This window comes from Nocardia sp. NPDC051463 (genome assembly GCF_040681975.1).
GTDB lineage: Bacteria > Actinomycetota > Actinomycetes > Mycobacteriales > Mycobacteriaceae > Nocardia.
This window is the reverse complement of sequence record NZ_JBFBAB010000014.1, coordinates 94,555-109,114: the sequence shown is the minus strand read 5'-3', so window position 1 is coordinate 109,114 and position 14,560 is coordinate 94,555. Positions and strand designations below refer to the sequence as shown.

Below are 14,560 nucleotides of genomic sequence, written 5' to 3'. Positions count from 1 at the left end.
CACAGTGCGCGGTGCGCACCAAGCGGCCGAGCGCGAGCGGGGTGCGGTCGTGAGCAGGGCCGTGCTCTCGATCGGGTCGAACCTGGGGGACCGGCTGGCCCATCTGCGCAGTGTGATCGACGGTTTCCGACCGCGGGTCGTCGCGGTGTCGCCGGTGTATTCGACCGCGCCGTGGGGCGGGGTCGAACAGGAGGACTATCTGAATGCCGTTGTGCTGGTGGACGATCCGGAGTTCGGCTGCCGAGATTGGCTACTCGGCGGCAGGCGGCTGGAGCAGGCTGCCGATCGTGTTCGTGAGGTGCGCTGGGGCGCAAGGACTCTCGACGTCGATGTGATCTGGTGTGCCGAAGCGGGCGGCACCGCCTGCCGCAGCACGGATCCGGAACTGACACTGCCGCACCCGCAGGCGCACAATCGGGCGTTCGTCCTCATCCCGTGGCTGGACGTCGAACCGGACGCGGTACTCGAGGTCGACGGCAGCCTTGTGCCGGTGCGCGATCTGCTCGATGGACTGGACGCCGCCGAACGCGCCGGTGTGCGAGCGACCGAGTTTTCGTTGGCACCGGCCAAGCCTGCGGAGGGGTCGTTGTCGTGAAGCTCAAACCGACCCGAATCTGGGATCTGCTGGCGAATGTCGTCATCGCGGCCGTCATCGCGTGGATTGCCACCCGGCTGACCTACAGCAATTTCCCGCCGATCTCGACCTTTGCCGGCGCGTCGTTATATCCGGTGGCCGCGATCGAGGTGGCCCTCGCCTTCGTGATCCGCGGTCGGGTCAACGACCACGAGATCGGTGACGGCGCCCACCAGTTGCATCCGATCACCGCGGCCCGCGCGGTCGCGCTGGCGAAGGCGTCCGCCCAGGTGGGGTCGCTCGCGGCCGGCGTCTGGCTGGGTTTCCTGTGCTGGGTGTTGCCGCAGCGTGGCACGTTGCGCGCGGCGGCCGCGGACAGTCCCAGCGCGGTCGTCGGCATGCTCGCGGGGGTGGCGCTGGTTGCTGCGGCGTTGTGGCTCGAGTATTGCTGTCGTGCGCCTGATGACCCCTCGGACGATCCGGCAACTACCTAGCAAGCCTTCTTGGTGGAATTACCACGGCTGATTGGTAACGCGGCTCGCCATCCGCGCTACCCTGGCGTCCATGGTTTCACCCTCCCGTAGCAGCACTTCCCGTCGGCGGCGGGACGAGGCGGGAAAGCTGTTCATTGGTGTCTTGATTCTGCTCGGTCTGGTTGCCAGCGTTTTCCTGGTTTTCAGCGACAGTCTGCAATTTGTCCGCATCGGCCTCGTTGCGGCCCTGTGGGCGGCTGTTGTCGGCGCCTTGGCTGCCACGCGGTACCGCAAAGAGGCCACGATCGACAAGGCGAAGGTCCGCGACCTGCAGACGGTGTACGAGCTACAGTTGGAGCGCGAGATCACCGCCCGCCGCGAATACGAGCTCGGCATCGAGTCGCGGGTGCGCGCGGAGGTGGGGGCGGACGCCACCGAGATCGCCGCGCTCCGGGCCGAACTCACCGTGCTCCGGCAGAGCCTGCAGCGTCTCTTCGACGGCGACCTGCCGATGGACCGGCCCGCGCTGCGCGCGGACGCGACCCGGATTCACGAGCTCCCCAGCGCCGTCGCGGATCCGGCGAACGATAGCTCTGCGAATGCCGGCGGTCGTGGTTACGCGGGCCCCGAGCAACCACGTAGCAGTGTCACGCCGGTATTCGTCGCAGATCATCCCGAGCCGCCGATGTTCGCAAGCCCCTTCGACGAACCGGTGACCGCCGAGACCGCCGTGGTCCCACTGGAGTTCGACGACGGACTCAGCGACGCCGAGCTCACCGATACCGACACCGATCGGGACTTCGAGCCGTTCCAGTCGGCGTACGGCTGGGCCGATGCCTTCACCGAAGAACCCCCGGCCCCGGCCCCGATCCAGCCGCAGGAGCAGCAGGCGCCCCAGCCGCAGGAGCAGCAGGCCCGCGCCACCACCTCCGCGCCACCGGTCGGCACCCCGACCTCCCGCAGGCGCCGCCGCGTCGACCCCGACGCGGACTCCGGCAATTCCTCGCGGCGTCTCTCGGTGGCCGAGATCATGGCCAACCTGCAGTCGGAGAAGAACGGTCGCAGGTAGCGCCACTGCGGTGTAGATCACGCCGGTGCCGCATGGCATCGGCAAACCCGAGGCCGATATCCTCGTGACGTAACGTCCGGTACCCGCATGGCGGGACTGGAACGGATCAAGCGCTGGGACGGACGAGTGTCCGGCCATCGCACTTCGAGAGGACAACGTTGACCTCGAGTTCTGGCAACGAGCCGGCGCGGGCCGGCATCGAGCCCGCGGGCTTGGACCCCGCGCCCGCACGACTGACGGTAGGAATCGTCTCGGCAGGGCGCGTCGGCTCGGCACTCGGTGCGGCACTCGAGCGCGCCGGGCACGTGGTGTTCGGCGTCGCCGCGATTTCCGATGCCTCCGTGCAGCGGGCGCGTACCAGGCTGCCCGATTCCGAGATCCTGCCCGTCGAACAGGTGGCGGCCCGCAGCGAGTTGCTGCTGCTCGCGGTGCCCGATGCCGAATTGGCCGGGTTGGTTCGTGGTCTCGCCTCCGCGGGCGTGGTGCGGCCCGGCACGATCGTCGCGCACACCTCGGGCGCCAATGGCGTTGCGGTACTCGCTCCGCTCGCGGCGCTGGGCGCACTGCCGCTGGCTATCCATCCCGCGATGACGTTCACCGGGCACGACGAGGACCTGGCCCGACTCGGCAACGCCTGTTTCGGGGTCACCGCGGCCGACGAGGTCGGTTTCGCCATCGCGCAGGCCCTCGTGATCGAAATGGGCGGCGAACCGGTCCGCGTCCAGGAGGAGAACCGCCAGCTCTATCACGCGGCGCTGGCCCACGGCAGCAATCATCTCGTGACGGTCATTGTCGACGCGGTCGCCGCGCTGCGCACCGCGCTGTCGGGTCCCGGTCTGCTCGGCCAGCAGCTCGTCGACGATCAGCCGAACGGTCTGGCGGAGCGGCTGCTTGCCCCGCTGGCTTCCGCCGCGCTCGACAATGCCCTGCGCCGCGGCCAATCCGCGCTCACCGGCCCGGTGGCCCGTGGTGACGCGGACGCCGTTGTCGCGCATCTGGCCGCGCTGGAAGCCGTCGATGCCCGGCTGGCCGCGGGATATCGCGCACTGTCGCTGCGCACGGCCGAGCGCGCCAACACCAATCCCGCTTTGATCGAACTACTGGAAGGACGCCGATAGTGGATCCGAAATTGCGCGGTACCTTCCGGCCGGGCGAGCTGACCGTGCACCACGATCCCGCCGTGATCCAAGCGGTCTCGAAAGCGCTACGCGGCGTCGGACGCACCGTGGGCCTGGTACCGACGATGGGTGCACTGCACGAGGGGCACCTAGAGATCGTGCGCCGTGCCAAGCGGACCAACCAGGTCGTGATCGTCTCGATCTTCGTGAATCCCTTGCAGTTCGGTGCGGGCGAGGACCTGGACAAATACCCTCGCACCCTGGACGCCGATGTCGAGCTGCTCCGCAAGGAGGGCGTGGAATTGGTGTTCGCACCCAGCGCGGCCGATATGTACCCGGACGGCATGCGGACCACGGTGTACCCCGGTCCGGTCGGCGCGGAGCTGGAAGGCGCAAGCCGCCCGACGCATTTCGCGGGTGTGCTGACCGTGGTCGCCAAGCTGTTGCAGATCGCGAAGCCGACCGAGGCATTCTTCGGCGAGAAGGACTATCAGCAACTCACGCTGATCCGGCAGCTGGTTCGCGACCTGAACTTCGATGTGAAGATCGTCGCGCTGCCCACCGTCCGCGAGCCCGATGGTCTCGCGCTATCTTCCCGCAATCGGTACCTCGATGCGGCGCAACGGGAATCGGCGCTCGCTCTCTCGGCGGCGCTGGCCGCGGGCAAGCACGCGGGCGGACTCGGCGCGGACGCCGTGCTCGCCGCGGCGCGCGGTGTCCTCGATGCCGCGGCAGGCGTCGAGCTCGACTATCTCGAATTGCGGTCATCGACCCTCGGGCCCGCACCTGCCAACGGAAATGCCCGGCTGCTCGTCGCGGCGAAGGTCGGCGCCACCCGGCTGATCGACAACACGGCCGTCGCGCTCGGTGCGCCGGTCGACGGCGGTCATCCCACACTTCCCGATTCGCGCGCAGCCGCGGACGACTCCCAGCCTGCCCAGGCCAACATTTAGGAAAGGGCGACGACGATGTTGCGCACCATGATGAAGTCGAAGATCCACCGTGCCACGGTGACCCATGCCGACCTGCACTACGTCGGCTCGGTGACCGTCGACCAGGACCTGCTCGATGCCGCCGATCTGCTCGAGGGCGAGCAGGTCTGCATCGTCGATATCGACAACGGCGCCCGCCTGGAGACCTATGTGATCGCGGGCGAGCGCGGTTCCGGCGTGATCGGAATCAATGGCGCCGCAGCCCACCTCGTCCACCCGGGTGACCTGGTCATTTTGATCGCCTACGGAATGATGGACGAGGCCGAGATCCGCGAGTACGCCCCGAAGGTTGTCTTCGTCGACGGCGCCAACCGTCCGACCGACCTCGGCTCGGATCCGGCGCACGCACCGGAGGGCTCCGGCCTGGTCACCCCGCGCATGCTGACCGCCGCAGTGTGCGAGGCGACCTTCGTCGGGCCCGCCGTGGATTCGCAGGCGGCCGCCTCCGTGCCCGTCGGGCACATCTGACGGCCATGCTGCTGGCCATCGATGTCCGCAATACCAGCATCGAGCTGGGCCTGTTCTCCGGCAGCGGCACCCACGCGAAGCTCGCCAGGCACTGGCGGATGCACACCAATCCACTGCTGACCGCGGACGAGTTCGCCATGCAGGTGCGCGGTCTCGTCGGCGCACAGGCAGAGGAAATCGTCGGGGTCTCGGCGCTGTCGACGGTTCCGCCGGTGCTGCGCGAGATTCGAACGATGCTGCATCGCTATTGGGAGAATCTGCCGCACGTGGTGGTGGAACCCGGTGTGCGCACCGGAATTCCGCTGCTCGTGGACAACCCCAAGGAAATCGGTGCCGACCGCATCGTGAATACCCTTGCCGCACACCATCTCTACGGCACCGCCGCGATTGTGGTCGATTTCGGCACGGCGACCACCGTCGATCTGGTTTCGGCGAAGGGCGAATTCCTCGGCGGGGTGCTCGCGCCCGGTGTGGAGATTTCCAGCGAGGCGCTGATCGAGCGTGCCGCGCTGCGCCGGGTGGAGTTGGCGCGCCCGCGCTCGGTGGTAGGCAAGAACACCGTGGAGGCTATCCAGTCCGGCGCGATTTTCGGTTTCGCGGGCTTGGTCGACGGCCTGATCGATCGGATACGCGACGAATTCGACGCCTTCGCCGGTGACGATGTGACGATCGTCGCAACCGGTGCGAGCGCGCCACTGATCGTCCCTGAGTCCGAAACAATCGACCATCACCAGCCGCATCTGACCCTGACCGGCCTGCGCCTGGTCTACGAACGCAACCAGCGCAGGAAGGGAACTGCTTGATGTCCACGCTTTCCGCTATTGGGAAGGCGAAAGGAGATCGAGTGGGCGGTTCGCGCTCTGCTACACTCGCAACCGTGTATTTCCGCGTGCGCACCCAGGAGTGTTGTCGAGGCTGATCCAGCCTCGACCGTTCGAGGCTGACCAAGTCCCTCGACCGTCGACACACTTCCTGGAGATTCGCTCATGCGTTCCTCTGTTCTTCCCCTTTCGTCCGCACGGGACGCCTTTTCGGCTACCCCGCCGCTGGATCGTGCTGTCGCACCCGCACTGCCGACCCGCCTGCGTCCCGCCGATCTGCTTCGGCTGACCGACGAGGGCGCCGAGGACGTGCTCAGCGGCCGCTACGACCATCGGCTTCCCGCTGACGGGGTGTGGCCTGCCGACGAACGCTGGGCGACCAGGCTGCTCGCCGACGACGAGGTCGATGTCTGGCTGATCAGCTGGACCCCCGGCAAATCCACCGAATTGCACGATCACGCCGGATCGCTCGGCGCCTTGACCGTACTCAGTGGCGCTCTCTCCGAATATCGTTGGAACGGAACGGAACTACGGCGCCGCACGCTCACGGCGGGTGATCAGGCCTCGTTCCCGATCGGATGGGTGCACGACGTCATGCGGGCGCCTGCCGGCCCACGTCCGGTTACCGACAACACCGCCGAGTCCGTCGGCCCCCTCGATCCGACGCTCAGCGTGCATGCCTATTCGCCGCCGCTCACCGCTATGTCCTATTACGAGGTCACCGGCCACGGCACCTTGCGGCGCACCCGAACCGTCCTCACCGACCAGCCCGAAGGCGATATGTAATGACCCGTTTGACCATCGACCAGATGCTCGACAACGCGCGGGCCCAGCTGAACCGGATCTATGCGTTCGAATTGCCGGAGGCGCTCGCACGGGGCGCGATTCTGGTGGACATCCGTCCCCAAGCCCAGCGCGGTCGTGAAGGCTCGCTGCCCGGCGCCCTGGTGATCGAGCGCAATGTTCTGGAATGGCGATTGGACCCGACCAGTTCCGCGCGTTTGGCGCTGGCCGCCGATCACGATGTGGAATGGATCATCGTCTGCTCGGAGGGCTATACCTCCAGTCTCGCCGCCGCCGCGTTGCAGCAACTCGGACTGCGCCGGGCGACCGACGTGATCGGCGGCTACCAGGCGATGAAGGCGGCGAGCCTGCTCACCATCGGAATCCAGGCGCCGCACTTCGCGCGTGCGGTGGACGCGCTCGCCTCGCTGTAATTGCCGACGATTTAGTTCTATCTTGAAATAGTCCGTGGCACAGTAGGTTTCGTCTACGACCTGGTCTCGCGGGCGATCTCGGCCTGCGAAAAATCGGTCGCGGTCGCGCGCGGGAACCGAGGTAGGCTCGTTACTCCGCGGTAGTGCACGGGCGGCTCGCAAAACGATTTCCGGTGCCCGCTAGTGTTGTTGGATGTGAGCACCCCGAACACGCCCTCGTCCGGTAGCTCTGCGGGTTCGGTTCCTGCGGAGCAATCAAGCCCAACCGCGTCCGAAGTAGATGACGCACCGGAGCAGATACGGATTCGCAGGGAGAAGCGCGAGCGCCTGCTCGCCGACGGTGGTGAGGCATATCCGGTCGTCGTGCCCCGTACGCATACCCTCGCTGAAATTCGGTCGGCCTATCCGGATCTGGAGGCGGACACGCAGACCGGCCTGCAGGCCGGTGTCGCGGGCCGCGTCATATTCATGCGTAATACCGGCAAGCTATGTTTCGCGACACTGCAAGAGGGCAACGGCACCAAGCTGCAGGCGATGATCAGCCTGAACGGTGTCGGTGCCGATGCGCTCGCGGCGTGGAAGTCCGATGTGGACCTCGGTGACTTCGTTTTCGTGCACGGCGAGGTCATCTCGTCGCGGACCGGCGAATTGAGTGTTATGGCCGATTCCTGGTCCATGGCCGCCAAGTCGCTGCGGCCGCTGCCGGTCGCGCACAAGGAGATGAACGAGGAGTCCCGGGTTCGGCAGCGCTATGTCGACCTGATCGTGCGTCCCGAGGCCAGGGAAATGGCCCGGACCAGGGTCGCGGTCGTGCGTGCGCTGCGCAATGCCTTGGAGCGTCGCGGGTTCCTCGAGGTCGAGACGCCGATGCTGCAGACACTGCACGGTGGTGCGGCGGCCCGGCCGTTCGTCACGCGTTCGAATGCCCTCGATATGGACCTCTACCTGCGAATTGCGCCGGAACTGTTCCTCAAGAGGTGTGTGGTCGGCGGCCTGGAGCACGTCTTCGAGATCAACAGGAACTTCCGCAACGAGGGCTCGGACTCTACGCATTCGCCGGAGTTCGCGATGCTGGAAACATACCAGGCATACGGCACTTACGACGATGCACAGCGCATGACCCGAGAATTGGTACAGGAAGTTGCGCAGGAGGTGTTCGGCACGCAGGTGGTGACTCTTGCGGATGGCACCGAATATGATCTGCGCGGTGAGTGGACAACGGTCGAGATGTACCCCTCGCTGTCTGATGCACTGGGTGTATCAGTCACTCCGGAAACATCGGTTTCGGAATTACGCGCACTTGCCGATCGGGTCGGTCTGGAAATTCCGGAAGGCAAGGGCTATGGCCACGGCAAACTTGTAGAAGAACTGTGGGAACACCAGTACGGCGACAAGTTGTACGCCCCCACATTCGTGCGCGACTTCCCGGTGGAGACCTCGCCGCTCACCAGACAGCATCGGAGCAATCCTGGAGTTACCGAGAAGTGGGACCTCTATGTGCGCGGCTTCGAGTTGGCAACGGGCTATTCGGAGTTGGTCGACCCGGTGATCCAGCGCGAGCGGTTCGTCGACCAAGCGCGGTTGGCTGCGCAGGGTGACGACGAGGCCATGGTCCTGGACGAGGACTTCCTTGCCGCGATGGAGCACGGCATGCCTCCGACAACGGGTACGGGTATGGGAATCGATCGGTTGTTGATGGCACTCACGGGATTGGGAATCCGCGAAACGATACTGTTCCCAATTGTGCGTCCAGTCACTCGCTGACCGTCGGATTCCATACCGCAGCTCCTCGTCTTGGAATTTTCGAAATTCGGGGTATTCTTGCCTCGGGTAATCGGCCTAGTATGCGGGTCGCACGATTTCGAGAGGACGTTCATCTCATGGCAAAGAAGGTCACCGTTAGCCTGATCGACGATGTCGATGGTGAGTCCATCGCGGACGAGACCATCGAGTTTGCGATCGACGGTGTTTCGTACGAGATCGACCTGTCGTCGGCAAATGCGGCGAAGCTGCGCGACGGGCTGGAAGAGTGGGTTTCGAGTGCTCGGCGTGTAAGCGGCCGGCGTCGCGTCAAGGCCGCGGTCGCGGCGGCGGGAAGCCCGAAGAGCCGGGTCTCGATCGATCGTGAACAAAGTGCTGCAATTCGCGAGTGGGCGCGCCGTAATGGCCACAAGGTGTCCGCGCGGGGGCGAATCTCCGCCGACATCACCGATGCGTACAACAAGGCCGCGAAGGCCTGAGTTTCTCAATTTTCGGGCTGCCGTCCGGGCAAATCGTGCGACGCCCGGGCGGCAGCTTGTTTATTTGATAGGTCTTCGATATGGCAAGAAGACCCCATGCGGTGACGCCGCCGCGCCGGGCCGACGCGATCTTGCTCGCCGAACCGGGACGCGGCACCATGGAAACTGTGCAGACGATGTCACTGACGGTTTGGAGAGATGGGGTATCGGGGCAGTGACTGCATTCGTCGGATCATTGTTGCGATTCACTGATGACGAGGGACGTCAGCAGGAGCTGATGCTCACCGCGGACCGGCAACGCATCACCATCGGCCGTTCCCCGCAGGCCGATTTGGCGTTGCCCTGGGACGCCGAGGTCTCCCGCCTGCACGCGGCCGTCGAGTATCTCGGTGCGCATTGGACCATCGTCGACGACGGCCTGTCCCGCAACGGCACCTTCATCAACGGTGAGCGGTTGGTCGGCAGACGCAGGCTGATGGCGGGCGATCGAATTCGGGTCGGCACCTCGCTGGTGTCATTCCACGATTTCGGTAGCGAGGCCGACGAGGCCACCAGGACCTCGACCGGCTCGATACCGACATTGCGCTCGCTCACCGAGACGCAGCGCGCGGTGCTGATCGCACTGTGCCGTCCGTACAAGAACGGGGCGGGCTTCGCCACCCCCGCCTCCAATCAGCAGATCGCGGACGAACTGTTCCTCAGCGTCGATGCGATCAAGACACATTTGCGTGCGCTGTTCGCGAAGTTCGGCGTGGAAAGTCTTCCGCAGAACCTCAAGAGGGTTCGCCTCGCCGGCCTCGCCATGCAAAGTGGTCTGATTTCCGACCGGGATTTGTGAGCCGTCCTTCCCTCTTTTGGTGCGCCCTCTCTTGGTGCGCGCTGCGCCGGGTGTAGACGATCGCGTAGTCGGCCGAGCGTCTCAGCCATGGAGAGTCGTGCGCGGAGGCTGTTGACTAAGAGTTATGGCACGGAGCGACGAGGGCTCCGGCAGTTTTACGGTAGGAGAAAACCATGACCGCCTTTCGGATCGCTGCACTGGTGGCGGCCACGCTCACTACCGGCCTGATCGCAGGCCTTTTCTACGCCTACGCGAACTCGGTGATGCCCGCGCTCGGTCGCACCGATGACCGCGCCATGATCGATGTGATGCAGAAGATCAATGTGGTGATCATCAACCCGGTGTTCATGATCGGGTTCATGGGCACCGTCGCCTTCTCCGTCCTGGCGGCGGCGCTGCACTTGGGCAAGGAGCATCGCACCACGCTGATCTGGATCGCAGTGGCCTTGGTGCTCAACATCATTGCCTTCGCGGTGACCTCCGGATCGAACGTCCCGCTGAACGATCAGCTCGCCGCCGCGGGTGACCCGGCGTCGATCGTCGATCTGGCGCAGGTTCGCGCCGATTTCGAATCCGCATGGGTTCGTTGGAATATCGTGCGCGCCGTGTTCCACACCCTGGCCTTCCTCGCGCTGATCGGCGCGCTCTTCGTCGCCGGTATGCAGCACGCACGCAACACCGCCGCCGTGGCCGGTTCGCCGGTCGGCTCGGCGCCGGGCCGGTTCGTCGCTCAGCAGGCGCCGCAGCAGAGCGCGCAGCCGCAGGTGCCCGGTCAGTTCTCCGCGCCGCAGGCGGACAACCAGTACTCCGCACAATTCGGCGCCCCGGGTTACCGCCGGGCCTGATAGTCCGCGGTTTCGCCCCTGTCGGGGCCGAACGCGCGGTAGCTTCCTGGAACACGTTCCAATTCGGGAGGCATCATGCGACGGGCTCCAGGCGCCGCATTCATCGCAATCGTGCTCGCCGCGCTGTGGATCAGCGCGGCGAGTTCCGCGCATGCGGAGCGTTATGCGGTCGACTACAACTTCTTCTCCGGGATCCCCGCCGAACTGATCGACCACGGTGGCTCGCTGCCGGGCGCTGATGACTGGTCGTGCCGCCCGAGCGCCGAGCATCCGAATCCGGTCGTCCTCGCCCACGGCACCGGTGGTGGCGCACAGACGAATTGGGGCGTGTATGCGCCGCTGCTGGCCAATGAGGGCTACTGCGTCTATTCGTTGACCTACGGCGCGCACGGGCTGCCTTGGCCCCTCTCGGCCGTCGGAGGGATGCTTCCTATGGAGCAGGGGGCGGCACAGTTCGGCGCGTTCGTCGATCGCGTCCTCGCGGCCACCGGTGCGAGCCGAGTCGATGTAGTCGGGCATTCCCAGGGCACGGTGGTGCCGAACTACTACGCGAAGCGACTCGGTGGCGCCGACAAGATCGATAAGTACGTATCAATCGCACCGGCATGGCGCGGCACCAATGCGGGCGGCGCGAGCGAGATCGTCGCATACGCCGACCGGCTCGGGCTCGGGCCGGCATTCGAGGCGACGGTGGGTGCGCTGTGTCAGGCCTGTGTACAACTTCTCCAGGGTTCGCCCTTCCTGACCCAGCTCAACAGTGATGGCGTCTATGTGCCGACCATCACCTACACCAATATCGTCACCGCGCACGACGAGATCGTCGTCCCGTACACCTCGGGCCTCGTCCCGGGGCCGAACGCAACTAACATTGTTGTTCAGGACGGGTGCGCGCTGGACTACTCCGATCATCTGGCGATTGCAGGCAGCCCACGGGCGGCACGTTACGTGCTCAACGCACTCGACCCTTCCCACCCGCGGGACGTCGGGTGCGAGTTCGTTCCCCCCTTCACGGGGTAGCGCTCACGCGGCGAGCCGAGGGCCCGGTCGGGTCCGGTGTTCGCTGAGGGCAAAACCTCGGTGGAAACGAATCCCGCAACGTTCACGTTATGAGTGAATGACCGTGCCGCCGCTGGTCCGCAATAGGGTGGACTGGAGGCGGCGGGAACCCCTGCCAACTAGAGTAGAGGCGGGGGCCGCAACCCCCGGGCTTCATGGCAGGCTGGCGCCACAGTCGAACACTGAAGCGTCGGACGCCATAGACGTCGAAGCAGGAGAGTGAGGGAGCGATGTTCGAGAGGTTCACCGACCGCGCGAGGCGTGTCGTTGTCCTGGCCCAAGAAGAGGCCCGGATGCTCAACCACAACTACATCGGCACCGAGCACATCCTGCTTGGGTTGATCCACGAGGGCGAGGGTGTCGCAGCGAAGTCGCTGGAGTCCCTCGGTATTTCGCTGGAGGGTGTGCGCAGCCAGGTGGAGGAGATCATCGGTCAGGGCCAGCAGGCGCCGTCCGGTCACATCCCGTTCACCCCGCGTGCCAAGAAGGTGCTGGAGCTGAGTCTGCGCGAAGCGCTGCAGCTCGGTCACAACTACATCGGCACCGAGCACATTCTGCTCGGCCTGATCCGTGAGGGTGAGGGCGTCGCGGCACAGGTGCTGGTCAAGCTGGGCGCGGATCTCAACCGCGTGCGCCAGCAGGTCATCCAGCTGCTGTCCGGTTACCAGGGCAAGGAGCCGGTCGAGGGATCCGGGTCGCGTGGTGAGGCGGGCACCCCGTCCACTTCGCTGGTGCTCGACCAGTTCGGTCGCAACCTGACCCAGGCCGCCCTCGAAGGCAAGCTCGACCCGGTCATCGGCCGCTCGAAGGAAATCGAGCGCGTGATGCAGGTGCTGAGCCGCCGCACCAAGAACAACCCCGTGCTGATCGGCGAGCCCGGTGTCGGTAAGACGGCTGTCGTCGAGGGCCTCGCGCAGGCCATCGTCAACGGCGAGGTCCCCGAGACCCTCAAGGACAAGCAGCTCTACACCCTCGACCTGGGTTCCCTGGTCGCGGGCAGCCGCTACCGCGGTGATTTCGAAGAGCGCCTGAAGAAGGTGCTCAAGGAGATCAACACCCGCGGCGACATCATCCTGTTCATCGACGAGCTGCACACGCTCGTGGGTGCGGGTGCCGCCGAGGGCGCGATCGACGCGGCCTCGATCCTGAAGCCGAAGCTGGCCCGTGGCGAGCTGCAGACCATCGGTGCGACCACCCTCGACGAGTACCGCAAGTACATCGAGAAGGACGCCGCACTCGAGCGCCGGTTCCAGCCTGTGCAGGTCGGCGAGCCGACGGTCGAGCACACCATCAACATCCTCAAGGGTCTGCGTGACCGCTACGAGGCGCATCACCGGGTGTCCATCACCGACGGTGCCCTCGTCGCCGCCGCGACGCTGGCCGACCGCTACATCAACGACCGGTTCCTGCCGGACAAGGCGATCGACCTGATCGACGAGGCCGGTGCGCGCATGCGCATCCGTCGCATGACCGCTCCGCCGGACCTGCGTGAATTCGACGACAAGATCGCCGATGCGCGCCGGGAGAAGGAAAGCGCCATCGACGCGCAGGACTTCGAGAAGGCGGCGCGCCTGCGCGACAAGGAAAAGCAGCTGGTCGCCAAGCGCGCCGAGCGCGAAAAGCAGTGGCGCTCCGGTGATCTCGACGTGGTTGCCGAGGTCGACGACGAGCAGATCGCGGAGGTGCTCGCCAACTGGACCGGCATCCCCGTCTTCAAGCTCACCGAGGAGGAGACCACCCGTCTGCTCCGCATGGAGGACGAGCTGCACAAGCGGATCATCGGCCAGGAGGATGCCGTCAAGGCCGTCTCCAAGGCGATCCGTCGTACTCGCGCCGGCCTGAAGGATCCGAAGCGTCCGTCCGGCTCGTTCATCTTCGCCGGCCCGTCCGGCGTCGGTAAGACCGAGCTTGCCAAGTCGCTGGCGAACTTCCTGTTCGGCGACGACGACGCGCTCATCCAGATCGACATGGGCGAGTTCCACGACCGCTTCACCGCATCGCGGCTCTTCGGTGCCCCTCCCGGGTACGTCGGCTACGAAGAGGGCGGCCAGCTCACCGAGAAGGTGCGCCGCAAGCCGTTCTCCGTGGTTCTGTTCGACGAGATCGAAAAGGCGCACCAGGAGATCTACAACACCCTGTTGCAGGTCCTCGAAGACGGTCGCCTCACCGACGGCCAGGGTCGCACGGTCGACTTCAAGAACACCGTGCTGATCTTCACCTCGAACCTGGGTACCTCGGACATCTCCAAGGCCGTTGGCCTGGGCTTCACCCAGAGCAACGCCGAGGGGTCGAACTACGAGCGGATGAAGCTCAAGGTCAACGACGAGCTCAAGAAGCACTTCCGCCCTGAGTTCCTCAACCGCATCGACGACGTCATCGTCTTCCACCAGCTCACGACCGAGCAGATCGTGCAGATGGTGGACCTGATGATCGGCCGCGTCGCCACGCAGCTGAAGAACAAGGACATGGCGATCGAGCTGGCCCCGCAGGGCAAGGCGCTGCTGGCCAAGCGTGGCTTCGATCCCGTGCTCGGTGCTCGGCCGCTGCGCAGGACCATCCAGCGCGAGATCGAGGATCAGCTCTCGGAGAAGATCCTCTTCGGCGAGATCGGCCCAGGACAGACCATTGTGGTCGATGTCGAGGGCTGGGACGGCGAAGGCTCGGGCGAGGACGCCAAGTTCACCTTCACCGGCAAGGCGAAGCTGACCAAGGAGCCCGCCACCGAAGAGAAGCCGGAAGTCGTGCTGACCGCCGCAGGCGAAGGCACCCCCGAGGCAGCTGCTTCGGGCGAATAAGCTCCGAGCCGCATCGAAAAGGCCTTCTCCCACCGGCTTCCGGTGGGGGAAGGC

At 65.6% G+C, this 14,560-nt stretch carries 15 protein-coding genes; all 15 read left to right on the top strand.

Going from position 1 to position 14,560, the window contains the following annotated elements:
• Positions 1–49 precede the first annotated feature (49 nt).
• The 15 genes from folK (at position 50) to AB0M74_RS19745 (ending at position 14,506) form a co-directional block, all read left to right on the top strand.
• Complete coding sequence (gene folK, locus AB0M74_RS19815; RefSeq protein ID WP_366527771.1) at positions 50–595, top strand: 2-amino-4-hydroxy-6-hydroxymethyldihydropteridine diphosphokinase; 546 nt, start codon at positions 50–52, stop codon at positions 593–595.
• Positions 592–1,068 (top strand): DUF3180 domain-containing protein, encoded by a 477-nt coding sequence (locus AB0M74_RS19810; RefSeq protein WP_366527711.1) that lies wholly within the window; start codon positions 592–594, stop codon positions 1,066–1,068. Before folK ends, AB0M74_RS19810 begins: the two co-directional genes overlap by 4 nt.
• 70 nt (positions 1,069–1,138) lie before the next feature.
• Positions 1,139–2,116 carry a DUF6779 domain-containing protein gene (locus AB0M74_RS19805; protein ID WP_366527710.1) on the top strand — a complete coding sequence of 326 codons (978 nt, stop codon included), beginning with the start codon at positions 1,139–1,141 and terminating at the stop codon, positions 2,114–2,116.
• Between the two features lie 197 nt (positions 2,117–2,313).
• Positions 2,314–3,234: a DUF2520 domain-containing protein gene (locus AB0M74_RS19800; protein ID WP_366527770.1), complete on the top strand. Its 921-nt coding sequence runs from the start codon at positions 2,314–2,316 to the stop codon at positions 3,232–3,234.
• Positions 3,231–4,187 (top strand): pantoate--beta-alanine ligase, encoded by a 957-nt coding sequence (gene panC / locus AB0M74_RS19795; protein WP_366527769.1) that lies wholly within the window; start codon positions 3,231–3,233, stop codon positions 4,185–4,187. Before AB0M74_RS19800 ends, panC begins: the two co-directional genes overlap by 4 nt.
• Positions 4,188–4,202: 15 nt before the next feature.
• Positions 4,203–4,694, top strand: coding sequence for an aspartate 1-decarboxylase (gene panD / locus AB0M74_RS19790; protein WP_366527709.1), 492 nt, complete (start codon positions 4,203–4,205; stop codon positions 4,692–4,694).
• A gap of 5 nt (positions 4,695–4,699) precedes the next feature.
• Complete coding sequence (locus AB0M74_RS19785) at positions 4,700–5,497, top strand: type III pantothenate kinase (protein ID WP_366527708.1); 798 nt, start codon at positions 4,700–4,702, stop codon at positions 5,495–5,497.
• Between the two features lie 183 nt (positions 5,498–5,680).
• Positions 5,681–6,301 carry a cysteine dioxygenase family protein gene (locus tag AB0M74_RS19780; RefSeq protein ID WP_366527707.1) on the top strand — a complete coding sequence of 207 codons (621 nt, stop codon included), beginning with the start codon at positions 5,681–5,683 and terminating at the stop codon, positions 6,299–6,301.
• Positions 6,302–6,309: 8 nt separating this feature from the next.
• Positions 6,310–6,732, top strand: coding sequence for a rhodanese-like domain-containing protein (locus AB0M74_RS19775; protein ID WP_366527768.1), 423 nt, complete (start codon positions 6,310–6,312; stop codon positions 6,730–6,732).
• Positions 6,733–7,029: 297 nt separating this feature from the next.
• On the top strand, positions 7,030–8,496 hold the full coding sequence (gene lysS, locus AB0M74_RS19770; protein ID WP_366527767.1) for a lysine--tRNA ligase: 1,467 nt from the start codon (positions 7,030–7,032) through the stop codon (positions 8,494–8,496).
• Between the two features lie 116 nt (positions 8,497–8,612).
• Complete coding sequence (locus tag AB0M74_RS19765) at positions 8,613–8,972, top strand: Lsr2 family protein (protein WP_366527706.1); 360 nt, start codon at positions 8,613–8,615, stop codon at positions 8,970–8,972.
• Between the two features lie 277 nt (positions 8,973–9,249).
• Positions 9,250–9,810: an FHA domain-containing protein gene (locus tag AB0M74_RS19760; protein WP_366527766.1), complete on the top strand. Its 561-nt coding sequence runs from the start codon at positions 9,250–9,252 to the stop codon at positions 9,808–9,810.
• A 173-nt stretch (positions 9,811–9,983) separates the two neighbouring features.
• Positions 9,984–10,655, top strand: a complete 672-nt coding sequence (locus AB0M74_RS19755) for an anthrone oxygenase family protein (RefSeq protein ID WP_366527705.1) — start codon at positions 9,984–9,986, stop codon at positions 10,653–10,655.
• Between the two features lie 75 nt (positions 10,656–10,730).
• Positions 10,731–11,672 (top strand): alpha/beta fold hydrolase, encoded by a 942-nt coding sequence (locus AB0M74_RS19750; RefSeq protein WP_366527704.1) that lies wholly within the window; start codon positions 10,731–10,733, stop codon positions 11,670–11,672.
• Between the two features lie 269 nt (positions 11,673–11,941).
• Positions 11,942–14,506 carry an ATP-dependent Clp protease ATP-binding subunit gene (locus AB0M74_RS19745; RefSeq protein WP_366527703.1) on the top strand — a complete coding sequence of 855 codons (2,565 nt, stop codon included), beginning with the start codon at positions 11,942–11,944 and terminating at the stop codon, positions 14,504–14,506.
• Positions 14,507–14,560 lie beyond the last annotated feature (54 nt).